Source organism: Haematospirillum sp. 15-248 (assembly GCF_012102665.1).
In the GTDB taxonomy this organism is placed as follows: domain Bacteria; phylum Pseudomonadota; class Alphaproteobacteria; order Rhodospirillales; family Rhodospirillaceae; genus Haematospirillum.
Window position 1 is genome coordinate 279,480 of sequence record NZ_JAAVTF010000001.1, and the last position, 15,916, is coordinate 295,395.

The 15,916-nt window shown below is 53.6% G+C and carries 14 protein-coding genes; all 14 read left to right on the forward strand.

Features of this window, described 5'->3' with window-relative positions; all coding sequences use genetic code 11:
* The 14 genes from HEQ72_RS01230 to HEQ72_RS01295 all read left to right on the forward strand — a co-directional run bounded on the left by HEQ72_RS01230 (nt 1) and on the right by HEQ72_RS01295 (nt 15,901).
* Nucleotides 1–1,185 carry an NADH-quinone oxidoreductase subunit D gene (locus HEQ72_RS01230; RefSeq protein WP_066135696.1) on the forward strand — a complete coding sequence of 395 codons (1,185 nt, stop codon included), beginning with the start codon at nt 1–3 and terminating at the stop codon, nt 1,183–1,185.
* Nucleotides 1,182–1,781 carry an NADH-quinone oxidoreductase subunit NuoE gene (gene nuoE / locus HEQ72_RS01235; protein ID WP_168022357.1) on the forward strand — a complete coding sequence of 200 codons (600 nt, stop codon included), beginning with the start codon at nt 1,182–1,184 and terminating at the stop codon, nt 1,779–1,781. Before HEQ72_RS01230 ends, nuoE begins: the two co-directional genes overlap by 4 nt.
* A 1-nt stretch (nt 1,782) precedes the next feature.
* Nucleotides 1,783–3,060, forward strand: coding sequence for an NADH-quinone oxidoreductase subunit NuoF (gene nuoF / locus HEQ72_RS01240; protein ID WP_168018936.1), 1,278 nt, complete (start codon nt 1,783–1,785; stop codon nt 3,058–3,060).
* Nucleotides 3,061–3,075: 15 nt separating this feature from the next.
* Nucleotides 3,076–5,145: an NADH-quinone oxidoreductase subunit NuoG gene (nuoG, locus tag HEQ72_RS01245; RefSeq protein ID WP_168022358.1), complete on the forward strand. Its 2,070-nt coding sequence runs from the start codon at nt 3,076–3,078 to the stop codon at nt 5,143–5,145.
* On the forward strand, nt 5,138–6,154 hold the full coding sequence (gene nuoH, locus HEQ72_RS01250; RefSeq protein ID WP_168022359.1) for an NADH-quinone oxidoreductase subunit NuoH: 1,017 nt from the start codon (nt 5,138–5,140) through the stop codon (nt 6,152–6,154). The genes nuoG and nuoH overlap by 8 nt, the downstream gene beginning before the upstream one ends.
* A gap of 14 nt (nt 6,155–6,168) precedes the next feature.
* A complete protein-coding gene (nuoI, locus tag HEQ72_RS01255) occupies nt 6,169–6,657 on the forward strand; it encodes an NADH-quinone oxidoreductase subunit NuoI (RefSeq protein ID WP_066135681.1) in 489 nt (162 codons plus the stop codon).
* A 93-nt stretch (nt 6,658–6,750) separates the two neighbouring features.
* Nucleotides 6,751–7,359: an NADH-quinone oxidoreductase subunit J gene (locus tag HEQ72_RS01260; protein WP_168022360.1), complete on the forward strand. Its 609-nt coding sequence runs from the start codon at nt 6,751–6,753 to the stop codon at nt 7,357–7,359.
* Nucleotides 7,359–7,670 carry an NADH-quinone oxidoreductase subunit NuoK gene (nuoK, locus tag HEQ72_RS01265; protein WP_066135676.1) on the forward strand — a complete coding sequence of 104 codons (312 nt, stop codon included), beginning with the start codon at nt 7,359–7,361 and terminating at the stop codon, nt 7,668–7,670. Before HEQ72_RS01260 ends, nuoK begins: the two co-directional genes overlap by 1 nt.
* An 8-nt stretch (nt 7,671–7,678) precedes the next feature.
* Nucleotides 7,679–9,610 carry an NADH-quinone oxidoreductase subunit L gene (gene nuoL, locus HEQ72_RS01270; protein ID WP_168022361.1) on the forward strand — a complete coding sequence of 644 codons (1,932 nt, stop codon included), beginning with the start codon at nt 7,679–7,681 and terminating at the stop codon, nt 9,608–9,610.
* A 6-nt stretch (nt 9,611–9,616) separates the two neighbouring features.
* Entirely contained in the window at nt 9,617–11,134 is a 1,518-nt protein-coding gene (locus HEQ72_RS01275; protein ID WP_168018931.1) for an NADH-quinone oxidoreductase subunit M, read from the forward strand.
* Between the two features lie 29 nt (nt 11,135–11,163).
* Complete coding sequence (gene nuoN / locus HEQ72_RS01280; RefSeq protein ID WP_168018930.1) at nt 11,164–12,600, forward strand: NADH-quinone oxidoreductase subunit NuoN; 1,437 nt, start codon at nt 11,164–11,166, stop codon at nt 12,598–12,600.
* A gap of 16 nt (nt 12,601–12,616) precedes the next feature.
* Nucleotides 12,617–13,375 (forward strand): biotin--[acetyl-CoA-carboxylase] ligase, encoded by a 759-nt coding sequence (locus HEQ72_RS01285; protein ID WP_245183076.1) that lies wholly within the window; start codon nt 12,617–12,619, stop codon nt 13,373–13,375.
* Between the two features lie 40 nt (nt 13,376–13,415).
* Entirely contained in the window at nt 13,416–14,207 is a 792-nt protein-coding gene (locus HEQ72_RS01290) for a type III pantothenate kinase (protein ID WP_168022362.1), read from the forward strand.
* Nucleotides 14,204–15,901, forward strand: a complete 1,698-nt coding sequence (locus HEQ72_RS01295; RefSeq protein ID WP_168018927.1) for a ribonuclease J — start codon at nt 14,204–14,206, stop codon at nt 15,899–15,901. The genes HEQ72_RS01290 and HEQ72_RS01295 overlap by 4 nt, the downstream gene beginning before the upstream one ends.
* Nucleotides 15,902–15,916: the final 15 nt, after the last annotated feature.

The following is a 15,916-nucleotide window of genomic DNA, read 5'->3' on the forward strand; positions in this document are numbered from 1 at the left end:
ATGGCAGAACAGCAGATCAAAAACCTGAACATTAACTTTGGTCCGCAGCACCCGGCAGCCCACGGTGTGCTTCGCCTGGTTCTGGAGCTTGATGGTGAGATTGTAGACCGTGCAGACCCTCACATCGGCCTTCTGCACCGGGGTACCGAAAAGCTGATCGAACACAAGACCTACGTACAGGCCTTGCCCTATTTTGACCGTCTGGATTATTGCTCCCCGATCAATATGGAGCATTCCTACGTCTTGGCCGTCGAGAAGCTTCTGGGCATCGAGGTGCCGGAGCGTGCGAAGCTTATCCGCACGCTTTTTGCCGAATTGGTGCGTATTGCCAACCACCTGCTCAACGTGCCTTCCTATGCCATGGACGTTGGCGCAATGACACCAATGCTTTGGGCCTTTGAGGAACGGGAAAAGCTTTTTGAGTATTGTGAAGCTGTTTGTGGCGCACGCATGCACATGGCCTATTTCCGGCCGGGCGGCGTTTCACAGGATATGCCGGCGGATCTTCCCGGTCGTATCCGGCAGTGGGCACATGAGTTTCCTGCGTACGTTCGTGATATGGAAACGATGATTACCAACAACCGCATCTTCAAACAAAGAACGGTTGATATTGCGGTGGTCACGCCTGAGCAAGCCTTGGACTGGGCCTTTACCGGCCCTAACTTGCGTGCATCGGGGATTGCCTGGGATCTGCGTAAGGCGCAGCCTTATGACTCCTACGAAGACATGGACTTCGATATTCCGATTGGCCAGACAGGCGATTGCTATGATCGTTATCTGGTTCGCGTTGAAGAAATGCACCAGTCCCTGCGCATTGTACACCAGTGCCTGGACCGGCTGGAAAAAGTGCGGGGTCCGGTCAAAACGGATGACAGGAAAGCGACACCCCCACGTCGTGGTGAGATGAAAGCATCGATGGAAGCCTTGATCCATCACTTCAAGCTGTTCACCGAGGGCTTTCGTGTTCCGGAGGGTGAGACCTATGCTGCAACCGAAGCCCCGAAGGGTGAGTTTGGGGTCTACCTTGTGTCCGATGGCACAAACCGCCCTTATAAATGCAAGATCCGTTCCCCCGGATATGTGCATCTTCAGGCGATGGACATGATGTCAAAAGGCCACATGCTGGCTGACATTCCTGCCATTATTGGTTCCATTGACGTTGTTTTCGGCGAGATTGACCGATGAGTTCGCACTATCCAGATCCCAACGTACCCCAGCCGGATACGTTTGCCTTCACGCCGGACATGCTGGCCAAGGCCAAGGTGTTTATTTCCAAATATCCAGCTGGACGTCAGCGTAGTGCTGTTATGCCTCTTCTGGATCTGGCACAACGGCAAAATGGGTGGCTTTCACGTGCAGCCATGGACTACATCGCCGGTATGTTGGAGCTACCGCCCATCAAAGTGTATGAGGTTGCGACCTTTTACACCATGTATCGGTTACGCCCGGTCGGCAAACACCATGTTCAGCTTTGCACAAACATTTCGTGTTGGCTGCGCGGTTCCGATGATGTGAAGCGCGCCGCAGAAGAGGTATTTGGTATTGCGTTTGGTCAGTCCTGTGCCGAAGCAACCCTGGAAGAGGTTGAGTGCGCCGGTGCATGTGTCAATGCGCCGGTTGCCCAGATTGGTGATGACTACTTCGAGGATCTGACCTACGAAAATGCCAAATCCCTGTTTCAGTCACTGAAAGATGGAAAGCCGGTCAAGGTTGGTTCACAGACCGGTCGTCAAACCTCCTGCCCCGAAGGTGGGCCGACCACACTGAAGGGAGGTGCCTGACATGTTGAAAGACAGTGATCGTATCTTCACCAACCTTTACGGGTTCAAGGATCCGTTCCTTGCCGGTGCCCGTGCCCGTGGTGATTGGGACAATACCAAGGCTATTCTTGAGAAAGGTCGCGACTGGATCATCGAGCAGATGAAGCAATCCGGTCTGCGTGGTCGTGGTGGTGCCGGTTTCCCCACTGGAGTCAAGTGGTCGTTCATGCCAAAAGAAGTTGGTGAACGGCCGCACTACTTGGTTGTCAATGCCGACGAAGGTGAACCGGGAACTTGCAAGGATCGTGACATTATGCGTCATGATCCTCACAAGCTTGTTGAAGGATGTTTGATCGCGTCTTTTGCAATGCGGGCCCACGCTGCCTATATCTACATCCGTGGGGAGTTTTATCGCGAGGCCGAGGCTCTCCAGAAGGCTATAGACGAAGCCTATGCCGCCGGGCTTATCGGCAAGAATGCCTGTGGCTCCGGGTGGGATTTTGACCTGTATATCCACCGTGGAATGGGTGCGTACGTCTGTGGTGAAGAAACGGCCCTTATAAACTCCCTTGAGGGGAAAAAGGGTCAGCCACGCCTGAAGCCTCCGTTTCCGGCTGGCGTTGGCGTGTTCGGATGTCCGACGACGGTCAACAATGTGGAATCTATTGCGGTTGCGCCGACTATCCTGCGCCGTGGCGGGGAATGGTTCGCGGGGTTGGGTCGTCCAAACAATACGGGGACCAAGCTGTTCTGTATTTCCGGCCACGTCAACAAGCCGTGTAACGTCGAAGAGGAAATGGGCATCCCGCTCAAGGAGCTGATAGAGAAGCACTGTGGCGGTGTTCGCGGCGGTTGGGATAACCTGCTGGCTGTGATTCCCGGGGGCTCCTCGGTTCCGGTTTTGCCGAAGCATATCTGTGATGACGTGTTGATGGATTTTGACAGCCTGCGTGCCGTTCAGTCGGGGCTTGGTACTGCTGCTGTTATTGTGATGGACAAGTCTACAGACGTCATTCGCGCTATTACCCGCCTTGCAAAGTTCTATATGCATGAGAGCTGCGGGCAGTGTACGCCATGCCGCGAGGGATCCGGGTGGATGTGGCGTGTCATGGAGCGTATTGCCAAGGGTAATGCCGATGTTGGGGAAATTGACATGCTGTTTGATGTTTCGAAGCAGATTGAGGGGCACACCATTTGTGCCCTTGGAGATGCGGCAGCATGGCCAATCCAGGGGTTGATCCGTCATTTCCGGCCGGAGATCGAGGCTCGCCTCGGTCGTCGGGCCGTCGCTGCTGAATAGGGAGTGCAGAGGGTTATGCCCAAGCTGACGATTGACGGCATCGAAGTTGAAGTACCAGCCGGTACAACAATTTTGCAGGCAGCGGAGCAAATCGGAATCGAGATTCCCCGTTTTTGCTACCACGAGCGCCTGTCCATTGCCGGAAACTGCCGTATGTGCCTGGTTGAAGTGCAGCCAGGCCCACCAAAGCCCGCAGCATCCTGTGCAATGCCTGTTGCTGATGGCATGGTGGTGAAGACCAACAGCCCGATGGCCGTGAAGGCCCGCAAGGGTGTGATGGAGTTTCTGCTGATCAACCATCCGCTGGATTGCCCGATCTGTGACCAGGGTGGGGAATGTGATCTGCAAGATCAGGCTGTTGCCTTTGGCTATGATCGTTCTCGTTATCGGGAAGGCAAGCGGGCGGTCAAGGACAAGTATATGGGGCCCTTGGTGGCCACAGAGATGACCCGCTGCATACAGTGCACCCGGTGTGTACGCTTTGCGCAGGAAGTTGCCGGTGTTCCTGACCTTGGTGGGGTTAATCGCGGGGAACACATGGAGATTGGCACCTATGTGGAAAAAGCCATCGGTTCCGAGCTGTCCGGCAATTTGGTTGATCTGTGCCCGGTTGGTGCACTGACCTCCAAGCCGTATGCATTCAATGCCCGTCCCTGGGAACTCAAGAAAACTGAAAGCATCGACGTGTTTGATGCGGTCGGTGCCAATATTCGTATTGATGCGCGTGGCAATGAGGTATTGCGGGTTCTGCCTCGCCTGAATGAATCGGTTAATGAAGAGTGGCTTGGTGACAAAAGCCGTCATGCCATTGATGGTTTGCGCCGCCAGCGTCTTGATACACCCTACGTTCGCAGGGACGGAAAACTGGTCCCCGCAACGTGGCAGGAGGCATTCTCTGCCATAGCCGCCAAGATCCGGGGTATGAGCGGTAACCGCATGGCCGCCATTGCGGGTGATATGGCCGATGCCGAGGCCATGATCATGCTCAAGGACCTGATGTCGGCTCTGGGAAGCCGTAGCTTGGAGTGCCGCCAGGACGGTGCTGCCCTTGATCCCGATAATCGCTTGTCGTGGCAGTTTAACTCCGGGATTGCGGGTATTGATGAAGCAGACGCCATCCTTTTGGTTGGAACCAATCCGCGGTGGGAAGCCCCCGTCCTTAACGCTCGCATTCGCAAGCGTTATCTGACTGGGCAGGTGAAGGTCGCTGCTGTTGGCCCGCAGATTGACCTGACCTATCGCTGTCAGCATCTGGGGACTGGGCCAGAGAGCCTGCAAGCCCTTCTTGATGGGCGCCATGATTTTCTGGGTGTTCTCAAGTCGGCCAAGAAGCCAATGCTGATCCTTGGGATGGGGGCACTGACCCGTAAAGACAGTAAAGCTGTACTTTCCTTGGTTTCAAAGCTGGTCGAAAGCACAGGCATGGTTCGTGCGGACTGGAATGGCTTCAATGTTCTGCACACTGCGGCTGCACGCGTTGGTGGATTGGAGCTAGGTTTTGTTCCCGGACCGAACGGGCGTGACCTGGAAGGCATCTTGTCTGGTGCCGAGAAGGGAGAGATCGAGTTTGTGTATCTCTTGGGCGCAGATGAACTGCCAATGACACGTCTTGGCAAAGCTTTTGTCGTTTACCAAGGCAGCCATGGTGATTCTGGCGCCATGCGTGCCGACGTCATTTTGCCCGGAGCCGCCTATACGGAAAAAAGTGCGACCTACCTGAATACAGAGGGTGTTGTGCAACGTACGGCCCGGGCTGTTTTCCCTCCCGGTCAGGCGCGAGAAGACTGGACTGTTATCAGAGCGTTGTCTGAAGTCATCGGGCGTAAGCTTCCACAAGATACGCTTGCGCAGGTTCGCGACCGGATGGCAGCTGTCAGTCCCGTATTTGACGATGATGCGGCTCCCCCATCTGTAACGTGGAGTTCTTTGGGCCAAAGTGGAGCGGTTGAGGCTGCTCCCTTTGCAAGCCCGATCAAGAATTATTACATGACAGATCCTGTCAGCCGTGCGTCGGCCACAATGGCTGAATGTACGGAGGTGTACGTAAACGGCAACCAACAGCGGAAGACCGGGACCCATGGATGAACTCTGGCAAGGATACGTCTGGCCTGGCGTTATAATTGTCGCCCAGTGCCTGGCTATTATTGTGCCGCTGCTGCTTGCCGTGGCCTATTTGACCCTGCTTGAACGCAAGGTTATCGGGGCGATGCAGATGCGTCGTGGTCCAAACGTGGTTGGTCCTTTTGGCTTGCTGCAACCGATAGCCGATGGCGTAAAGCTTTTCCTGAAGGAAACCGTCATTCCAACCGGTGCCAGCCGTGCTGTCTTTATTATGGCACCGATGGTCACATTCTTTCTGGCTGTTGTGGCTTGGGCGGTTATTCCCGTCAATGACGGGTGGGTTCTCGCCAATCTCAATGTCGGGATTTTGTATCTTTTCGCAATTTCCTCGCTGGGTGTGTACGGCATTATTATGGCGGGTTGGGCGTCCAATTCTCGCTATGCCTTTCTTGGGGCGATGCGCTCGGCAGCGCAGATGGTGTCCTATGAAGTGGCAATGGGCCTGATCATGATTTCTGTTCTTCTGACGGTTGGTTCACTCAACCTGACAGATATTGTCATGGCACAGAAGAACAGCGTGTGGTTCATTGTCCTGCATCTGCCTATGGCCGTTGTTTTCTTCATATCGACACTCGCTGAAACAAACCGCCATCCTTTTGATTTGCCCGAAGCCGAGGCAGAGCTTGTATCCGGTTATAACGTCGAATACTCGGCCATGACGTTTGCCCTGTTTTTCCTGGGCGAGTATGCCAACATGATCCTGATGAGCGGGATGACGGTCACTCTGTTTCTGGGAGGATGGTTGCCGCCGGCTAATCTACCGATCTTTACCTGGATACCTGGGCCAATCTGGTTCTTTATCAAGGTGGTGTTGCTTCTTTATGTATTTATCTGGGCTCGTGCGGCGTTTCCGCGGTATCGCTATGACCAGCTTATGCGTCTGGGGTGGAAGGTCTTTCTTCCCTTCTCGCTGATCTGGCTGGTTCTGACAGCTGCGGTGCTGAAAATGACCGGCTGGTCGCCGCTGGCCTGAGTAGGAGAGGGACAATGGCTTTTATTGACCGTACTGTCCGGTCTTTCCTGCTGACGGAGATTCTGCAGGGTATGGGACTGACCTTGAAGTATTTCTTCAAGCCCAAGGTCACCATTAATTATCCGATGGAAAAGGGGCCGCTAAGCCCGCGTTTCCGTGGCGAGCATGCTTTGCGCCGTTACCCAAACGGCGAGGAGCGCTGTATTGCCTGTAAACTGTGTGAGGCTATCTGCCCGGCCCAAGCCATTACGATTGAAGCTGAGCCGCGGGACGATGGAAGCCGTCGTACCACGCGTTATGACATTGATATGACAAAGTGTATCTACTGTGGGTTTTGCCAGGAGGCGTGTCCGGTTGATGCCATTGTCGAGGGGCCGAACTTCGAGTTTGCCACGGAAACACGCGAAGAGCTGCTCTACAACAAGGACAAGCTGCTTGCCAATGGTGACCGCTGGGAAAAAGAACTGGCAAAGCGGATTGAACTTGATGCCCCGTATCGCTGATTCAGAAGACCCGCTCTATGTGGGATATCTTCTCAAGGTTTGGAAAATGCATTGTCTGATTTATGTACCCGGCGTATTCGGGAAGGGGGACCGATGATCCTGCAGGGCTTGGCATTTTATCTTTTTACTGTAGTGGCTATTTTCAGCGCCGCCATGGTAATCACAGCCCGTAGTCCGGTTCATTCCGTGCTTTGGTTGATACTGACGTTTTTCAATGCTGCGGGTTTGTTCATCCTCCTCGGTGCCGAGTTTCTGGCGATGTTGCTGGTTGTTGTCTACGTCGGTGCGGTTGCGGTGCTGTTCCTGTTTGTCGTGATGATGCTGGATCTCAATACCCTGCGTCTGCGCGAGGGAATGGCCGAATACATGCCGGTCGGAGTTGCAATTGGTGCCATTCTTTTGGCGGAGATTGTGGCAGTAACGGGTGGCTGGGTCTTGTCGCCTGATGTTCAGTCGGTGCGCGAAGCTCCTATTCCTCCGCTCTCGGAGGTTCATAACACAGCGGCTTTGGGTAACCTGATCTATACGGATTACATCTATCTGTTCCAAGCCGCCGGTCTTATACTTCTTGTGGCCATGATTGGCTCCATCATGTTGACGCATCGCGTGCGTCCGGGCGTGAGAAAACAGAACATTACCCGCCAGCTTGATCGTGGGCGTACGGTAGAGCTGAAAAAAGTTCCGACCAGGGGAGGGATCTGATGCTACAGATTGGTCTGTCGCATTATCTGACAGTCGGCGCGATACTCTTCGTGCTGGGTGTGGTCGGGATTTTCCTGAACCGCAAGAATGTCGTGATTATCATGATGTCGATCGAGCTGATGCTTTTGGCCGTCAATGTCAACATGGTGGCTTTTTCCTCCTTTCTGGGGGATCTGGTCGGTCAGGTATTTACCTTGTTCATTTTGACAGTTGCTGCTGCTGAAGCCGCTATTGGTCTTGCAATCCTGGTTGTGTTCTTCCGTAACCGGGGTTCAATTGCTGTTGAAGACATCAACCAGATGAAGGGCTGAGAAAGCAGATGTACGTCGCAGCCATATTTCTGCCTCTGCTGGCAGCCGTAATCGCCGGGTTCTTCCGTCACTGGTTGAAAGATACCGGTGCCCAGGTGGTCACCACATCCGCTGTTCTTTTATCAGCAGCGCTGTCAGTTGCTATTTTCTTTGAAGTTGCCATAGGGCAAAAGCCGGTTACGGTTGAACTCCTGAAATGGATTTCATCGGGCGACTTTCAGGTGTCATGGGCTCTGCGTTTCGATACCCTGACGGCGGTTATGCTGATTGTCGTCAATGGTGTTTCGTCGATGGTGCATGTCTACTCATGCGGATATATGCACCATGATAAATCAGTTCCCCGGTTTATGGCCTATCTGTCGCTATTTACCTTTATGATGTTGATGCTGGTCACGGCTGATAACCTTGTTCAGCTGTTTTTTGGCTGGGAAGGCGTTGGTCTGGCGTCCTATCTTCTGATCGGTTTCTGGTACGAGAAACAGTCGGCCTGCGCCGCCGCCATGAAGGCCTTCATCGTCAACCGTGTTGGCGACTTTGGTTTTGCCCTTGGTATTTTTGGCGTCTACTTCCTGTTTGGATCAGTGGAGTTCAACGCGATTTTTGCTGCTGCACCAGATCATGCCCACAGTACGGTTCGTTTCTTTGGAACGGAATGGCACGCCCTGACCATCATTGGCTTCCTGTTGTTTATTGGTGCCATGGGCAAATCGGCCCAGTTGGGTCTGCATACATGGCTCCCTGATGCCATGGAAGGTCCAACACCAGTTTCGGCCCTGATCCATGCGGCAACGATGGTGACGGCGGGTGTCTTTATGGTCAGCCGTATGTCACCCCTGTTCGAATTGGCTCCTGATGCCTTGGCTATCATTGCTGTTGTGGGTGCAACAACCGCATTCTTTGCGGCGACTGTGGGGTGTGTTCAGAACGATATCAAACGGGTTATTGCCTATTCGACGTGTTCCCAGCTGGGATATATGTTCTTCGCGATTGGTGTTTCCGCTTATCAGGCTGCTATTTTTCACCTGATGACACACGCTTTCTTTAAAGCGCTTCTGTTTTTGGGCGCGGGGTCCGTTATCCATGCCATGTCTGACGAGCAGGACATCCGCAAGATGGGGGGAATCTGGAAGCATATCCCCGTCACGTACGCGATGATGTGGATTGGCTCTCTCGCCTTGGCCGGGATACCGTTCTTTGCCGGCTTCTATTCCAAGGACATGATCCTGGAAACGGCTTTTGCGGCTCACAGTGCCGTTGGTACCTACGCCTTCTGGATGGGGATTGCTGCTGCAGGAATGACCGCTTTCTATTCCTGGCGCTTGCTCATCCTAACGTTCCACGGAAAGCCGCGTGCTGATGACTATGTCATGAGCCATGTTCATGAAAGCCCGGCGATCATGGTGATCCCCCTTCTGGTTCTTTCTGTCGGGGCCGTGTTCTCTGGCTGGATTGGCTATGATCTTTTTGTCGGGGATGCACGTTCCAGCTTCTGGGGGAATGCCATTCTGGTTTTGGAGGGGCATGATACTGTCGGTGCAGCTCACCACGTTCCTTCTTGGGTCAAGCTGATGCCCCTGTATATGAGTGGCGGTGGTATCGTGTTGGCCTACATCCTTTACATGTTTGCTCCCAAGGTACCCGGTGTCATCGCCAAAGCCCTGCGCCCACTGTACCTTTTCCTTCTGAACAAATGGTACTTTGACGAGCTGTTTGACCGCATCTTTGTGCGTCCGGCCTTTGTTCTGGGCCGTGGGTTCTGGAAAGGTGGTGACGGAGCCTTGATCGACGGTGTTGGTCCTGATGGGCTTGCTGCTGCAACACGCAGTATAGCGGCCCGGTTTTCACGGATGCAGTCCGGTTATTTGTATCATTACGCCTTTGCCATGATTCTTGGCGTAGCGGTGTTTGTAACCTGGTATATCATCAGACATGCAGGATAAGCGCCAATGACCGACCTTCCTCTTCTGTCAATCGTCACGTTTCTTCCGCTGGTCGGCGCTGCGTTTGTCTTGTTCGTGCGCGGCAGCGAAAAAGCCGTTGCGCGTAACGCACGTAATGTAGCCCTGCTGACCTCTGTTGCAACCTTTCTGATCTCCCTTGGCTTGTGGGAGGGATTCAACCCGGCCACAGCAGAATTCCAGTTTGTCGAGAAGGTGGAATGGCTGCCCGTATGGGGCATAAGCTACCACATGGGGCTGGATGGTATTTCTCTGTTCTTTGTCTTGCTGTCGACGTTCCTGACCCCTCTTTGCATCCTGTCGGCTTGGGAAGCTGTCGAGAAGCGGGTCAGAGAGTACATGTTGGCCTTCTTGGTTCTGGAAACCCTGATGGTTGGCATGTTCTGTGCCCTTGATTATGTCCTGTTCTACATCTTCTTCGAAGCTGTCCTGATCCCCATGTACATCATGATCGGTGTTTGGGGCGGTCCGCGTCGGGTTTATGCTGCTTTCAAGTTTTTCTTGTACACCTTGGCTGGTTCTGTCCTGATGCTGGTGGCGATTGTCGCCATGCTTTTGGTTGCCGGAACAACCGATATCCCTACCCTTATGGAAACGCATTTTTCGCGGGATATGCAGCTCTGGCTGTGGCTTGCAATGTTTGCCTCCTTTGCGGTCAAGGTGCCGATGTGGCCATTCCACACATGGCTTCCTGATGCGCACGTTGAGGCCCCGACTGCAGGTTCGGTAATTCTTGCCGGTGTCTTGCTGAAGATGGGTGGGTACGGCTTCCTGCGTTTTTCTATCCCGATGCTGCCAGAAGCAACGCAGTATTTCGCACCATTGATGTTCACGCTGTCAGTTGCAGCCATTATTTACACATCATTGGTGGCCTTGGTGCAGGAGGATATGAAGAAGCTGATTGCCTATTCTTCTGTAGCGCATATGGGTTTTGTGACCGTTGGTACCTTTGCGCTGAATCAGCAGGCAATTGAGGGGGCGATCATCCAGATGCTTTCGCATGGGGTTGTCTCCGGTGCTCTCTTTCTGTGTGTTGGCGTTGTTTATGACCGTCTCCATACGCGTGAGATGGCCCGTTATGGTGGCGTGTCTGATGTCATGCCCAAGTATGCGCTGGTTTTCATGTTCTTTACCATGGCGTCTGTCGGCCTGCCGGGTACATCCGGTTTTGTCGGGGAGTTCATGATTCTTCTGGGTGTTTTCCAAACCAGCAGCTGGGTTGGGCTATTTACTGCGACAGGATTGATCCTGGGTGCCACATATGCCTTGCTTCTGTATCGCAGGATTTGCTTTGGAAAGCTCGACAAGGATGACGTGAAGGCCATGTTGGACATGAACCCGCGTGAAGTGGCGATTTTTGTTCCCTTGATCCTTGTTGTGCTGTGGATGGGCATTTATCCATCTTCATTCCTGGAGCCCATGCACGCTTCTGTAATCCACCTTGTTGAAAATTATCATGCTGCCTTGGCAGATGCCGGTTCGGGCACTGCTGTGGCATTTCGCTGAGGCCGGCGACTGGAGAGGTAACTGACACCATGACTGTGATCGCAAACCTTGGGGTCGCCGCCCCTGAACTGATCCTGGCTTGTTCCGGCCTTGCCCTTCTGATGATTGGTGTGTTCCGCCGCGGGGATGCGACAGCGGCAGTGGGCTGGATAGCTGTTCTGGCTCTTTTGGTCACTATGGCGGTTGTATTTGCTGGTGAACCCAGAGTAATGAGTACCTTTAATGGCATGTTTGTCTCTGATGGTTTTTCACGCTACGCAAAGCTTGTGACACTGTTTGCTGCCGCCTTGACGCTAATCCTGACGTTGTCATGGATGGCACGTGAGCAAATGGAGAGATTTGAGGTTCCTGTTGTCATGCTGTTTGCCACGCTTGGCATGCTGATGATGATCTCGGCTAATAATCTGATGTCCCTGTACTTGGGGCTGGAGCTGATGAGCCTTGCATCCTATGTTCTTGCTGCGTTGCGGCGGGATACAGTCAAGTCAACCGAGGCCGGGCTGAAGTACTTTGTGCTGGGCTCTGTGGCTTCGGGCATGTTGCTGTACGGGATGTCGATGGTTTATGGCTTCTCCGGAACAACGTCTTTTGATGTCTTGGCAAAGGTCTTGGGAGAGCATGCTCCGACCGGGGCGATTGTTGGCTTGGTTTTCATGCTGTGTGGCATGGCATTCAAGGTCTCTGCCGTTCCTTTCCATATGTGGACACCCGATGTGTACGAGGGGGCACCAACCCCGGTAACAGCTTTTTTTGCAGCGGCACCCAAAGTTGCCGCAATTGCCTTGTTTATCCGCCTTTTGGTCGGGCCGTTTGCTGACTTGGCTGGTGCTTGGCAGCAAGTGTTGTGGCTTGTGTCTGCCGGTTCGATGATTGTTGGCGCATTTGGTGCTGTAGCCCAGACCAATATAAAAAGGCTGATGGCTTATTCTTCGATTGGCCATATGGGTTATGTGCTGGTGGGTTTGGTAACAGGGACCGAAGTTGGTGTCAGTGCGGCTCTGCTGTATATGGCTCTGTATGTCTTTATGAGCGTTGGCAGTTTTGCGGTTATTCTCTCCATGCGTTCCGGTGGGCAGGCGCTGGAAAAAATAAGCGATCTGTCGGGGCTGCACAAAGCATCACCGGGCTTGGCCGCAGCCTTGGCGATCTTTTTATTCTCTATGGCAGGCATTCCGTTTTTTGCCGGCTTTGTTGCCAAGCTGGGGCTCTTTATCGCAGCCTTGGACGGAGGTCAGTTGGCTTTGGCCATCATTCTGGCGCTGTCCAGTGTCGTTGCGGCCTTCTACTACATACGGGTTATCAAGGTGATGTACTTTGATGAGCCATCGGAGACGTTTGATCCGGTGCCATCATCAAATACGCTGATTCTTTCCGGAACTGCTTTTGTCACGACCTTCTTCCTGGCTTGGCCCGCCCCATTGATTGCCCAGGCTGATCTGGCTGCCAAAGCACTGTTCCCGGGATAATCTGCTGTTGATTTCCATGCCGAATATGATCCGGACACACAGGGACGAGGCGCTACCTAAAGGGTGGCGCCTTGTGTTCCTGCGTGAAACGGATAGTACAAACGAGGAAATAAAGCGCCGACGTAACAGTGATCCAGGAGAGGGGTTTGTCATCGTTGCCGGTTCCCAGACTGCTGGGCGTGGCCGACGTGGCCGTTCATGGGAAAGCCCGGAAGGAAATCTGTTTCTGTCCATCCGCTTACGGCAGTCTGCGCAAGGGGTGGCTGATAGCGCATCATTATCCTTTATTGCAGCATTGGCTCTTTTGGACGCTTTTTCCAGTATGGCCCCAGCACTGGATGTTGCCCTGAAATGGCCAAATGATGTGCTTGTTTCCGGGGCGAAGGTGTCGGGTATCCTTCTGGAAACAGATACGCCATGGATTATTGTGGGGGTTGGGGTGAACGTGTTGCATCGACCGCAGGTTACTCCCACAAACTACCCTGTCACGAGTCTTGCCGAACAAGGCATCTCTTTTTCTGCTCTTGATGTTGCTTCTTTTTTCTGCCATGCCCTGTACGGCAGACTTCGGCAATGGAGAGAGGAAGGGTTTGTTCCCATCCGCCAGGCATGGAAATCCAAGGCATGTGGCTTGGGCGGTAGTATGGTAGCAAATCTTCCGGATGGCTCATCAGTTTGCGGTATTTTTTCTGATCTCGATGCAGACGGTGCCCTTGTGCTGCATAATGAGGCAGGACAGCATCGTATTTTGGCTGCTGATGTCTTCTTCGGTTGATATCTGGCGCAGAATTCTTTGAATTTGGGATCTGTACGGAATGCTTCTGGTTATCGACTCCGGCAATACCAACATTGTTTTTGCTGTTTATGACGGTGAGAAAGCCATGGGAGAATGGCGCTCTTCTACCCGCTCTGACTGTACAGCCGATGAGTACGGGGTCTGGTTGACCCAGCTTATGCAACTGAAGGGGTTAAAGCCCCAAGATATTTCTGCCGCTGTTATGGCATCGGTTGTTCCAGCAAATGTCTTTGCACTGAAGACGCTGTGTCGTACCTATTTCCATACAGAGCCTTTAGTTGTTGGCGAACCCGGGGTCCAGCTTGATCTGCAAATCCTGCTCGATCGACCGGAAGAAGTGGGGGCAGACCGTCTGGTCAATGCCGTGGCGGCGCACACCAGATACAGTGGATCCCTTGTTGTCATTGACTTTGGAACAGCAACCACCTTTGATGTTGTCGATCGCCAGGGAAACTATCACGGCGGCTGTATTTGCCCAGGTATCAACCTGTCTCTGGAAGCATTGCACATGGCGGCCGCCCAACTCCCGCGAGTGGCTGTTGGCCGCCCCTTGTCTGTTATTGGCAAGGCAACTGTTCCTGCCATGAAGTCAGGAGTATACTGGGGCTACATAGGCTTGATCGAAGGCTTGGTCAGCAGGATATCCAAGGAATTTGGCGAACCAATGACGGTTGTTGCGACTGGTGGGCTTGCTCCCCTGTTCGCAGAAGCGACCGATGTTATTCATCATCTTGACAGTGATTTAACCCTGCGAGGGCTTGTCGAGATTTATCGACGCAACATTACGGAAGAAAAATTGAAACGCGCATGACTGCTGTTGATACTGCAACGCTGCCCCGCCTTACAAAAGCCCCGAAAGATCGGCTTGTCTTCGTTCCTTTGGGGGGAACCGGTGAAATAGGTATGAATCTGAATGTCTACGGCTGCCAAGGGCGGTGGTTGGCCGTAGACATGGGCGTTACTTTTGGCGACGACCAAATACCCGGTGTCGATGTTGTCATGCCGGATCATTCTTTTTTGGAAGAGAATGCCGCTGATCTTGCCGGTATCGTGATCACCCATGCACACGAAGATCACATAGGCGCAGTTGCCTATTTGTGGCCCGATTTGCGGTGCCCGGTTTATGCAACGCCGTTTGCTGCGGAATTTCTCAGGCATAAACTGAAGGAAGAGGGCTTGGATGGCGAAGTGCCGGTTCACGTTGTACCCCTTGGCGGGCGGGTAGACATTGGCCCGTTCAATGTTGAGTTTGTGTCGTTTACCCACTCCATTCCTGAACCGAATGGCCTTGTCATTCGTACGGTGCATGGCAATATCTACCATACCGGGGACTGGAAGATGGACCCCGAGCCAATGGTTGGCGGTACGGTTGATTATGAACGGCTTCAGGCCATTGGTGATGAGGGTATTACAGCCTGTATCAGCGACAGCACCAATATTCTGAACAAGGGTCGCTCAGGCTCGGAAGGAGATGTTCGTCGCAGTCTTGTTGATATGCTGGGGCGTTTTGACGGGCGTGTGGCCGTGTGCTGCTTTGCCTCCAACATTGCCCGCGTTGAAAGTATCGTGAAGGCAGCCCGTGCTAACGGACGGCAGGTGTGCCTTGTGGGGCGTTCCCTGTGGCGCATGGTGGATACAGCCCGTTCCACAGGCTATATCGGCGATATTGGCCCGCTTCTTGAGGCTGATGATGCAGCGGATCTGCCGGCACGCCAGGTCTTGTATCTCTGCACAGGATCCCAAGGTGAATCCCGGGCCGCTATGGCGCGTATTGCCTGGGGTCATCATCCTCACGTTACATTGGGACGGGGTGATGTAGTTCTGTTCTCATCTCGGGTTATTCCCGGCAACGAGAAAGCTATTTTCCGTCTACAGAACCGCCTTGTACGCTCCGGGGTCGATGTTCTGACGGATCGGGACGCCTTTATTCATGTGTCCGGCCACCCATCCCAGGATGAGGTCGGTGAACTTTACCGTCTGCTTCGGCCAACGGTTGTTGTGCCCGTTCACGGGGAGCGTCGCCACCTTCAGGTTCATGCGGATTTTGCCCTTGATCATGGGGCACGGAAGGCTGTTGTCCTCGATAATGGACAGGTTCTTGATCTGACATCGTCAGATAATCCTCATGTTTTTGCTTCGGTGCCTGTGGGGCGTCTTACCTTGGAGGGGGATCGCATTGTTCCCATGGACAGCCCGGTGTTGCGGGACCGCAAGAAAATGATGGTCAATGGGGCCGCTGTCATTACTTTGGTCCTTGATCACAAGGGGCAGGTTCTGGCACCACCGCTTGTCACAACGCATGGCCTGTTTACTCCCGATGACGATGACGAGCCACAGGGGATCGGTCTTGCCGATGCGGTAACGGATGCTGTTGGTGACCTCGATCCGCGTGATCGCAGAAATGATGACACGGTTAGGGAAGCGGTCCGACGGGCTGTGCGCCGTGTCATGAATCAAGATCAAGGGCGGAAACCTTTGACTGACGTGCATCTCGTCAGGCTCTAGGATCTGTGCAAGCGG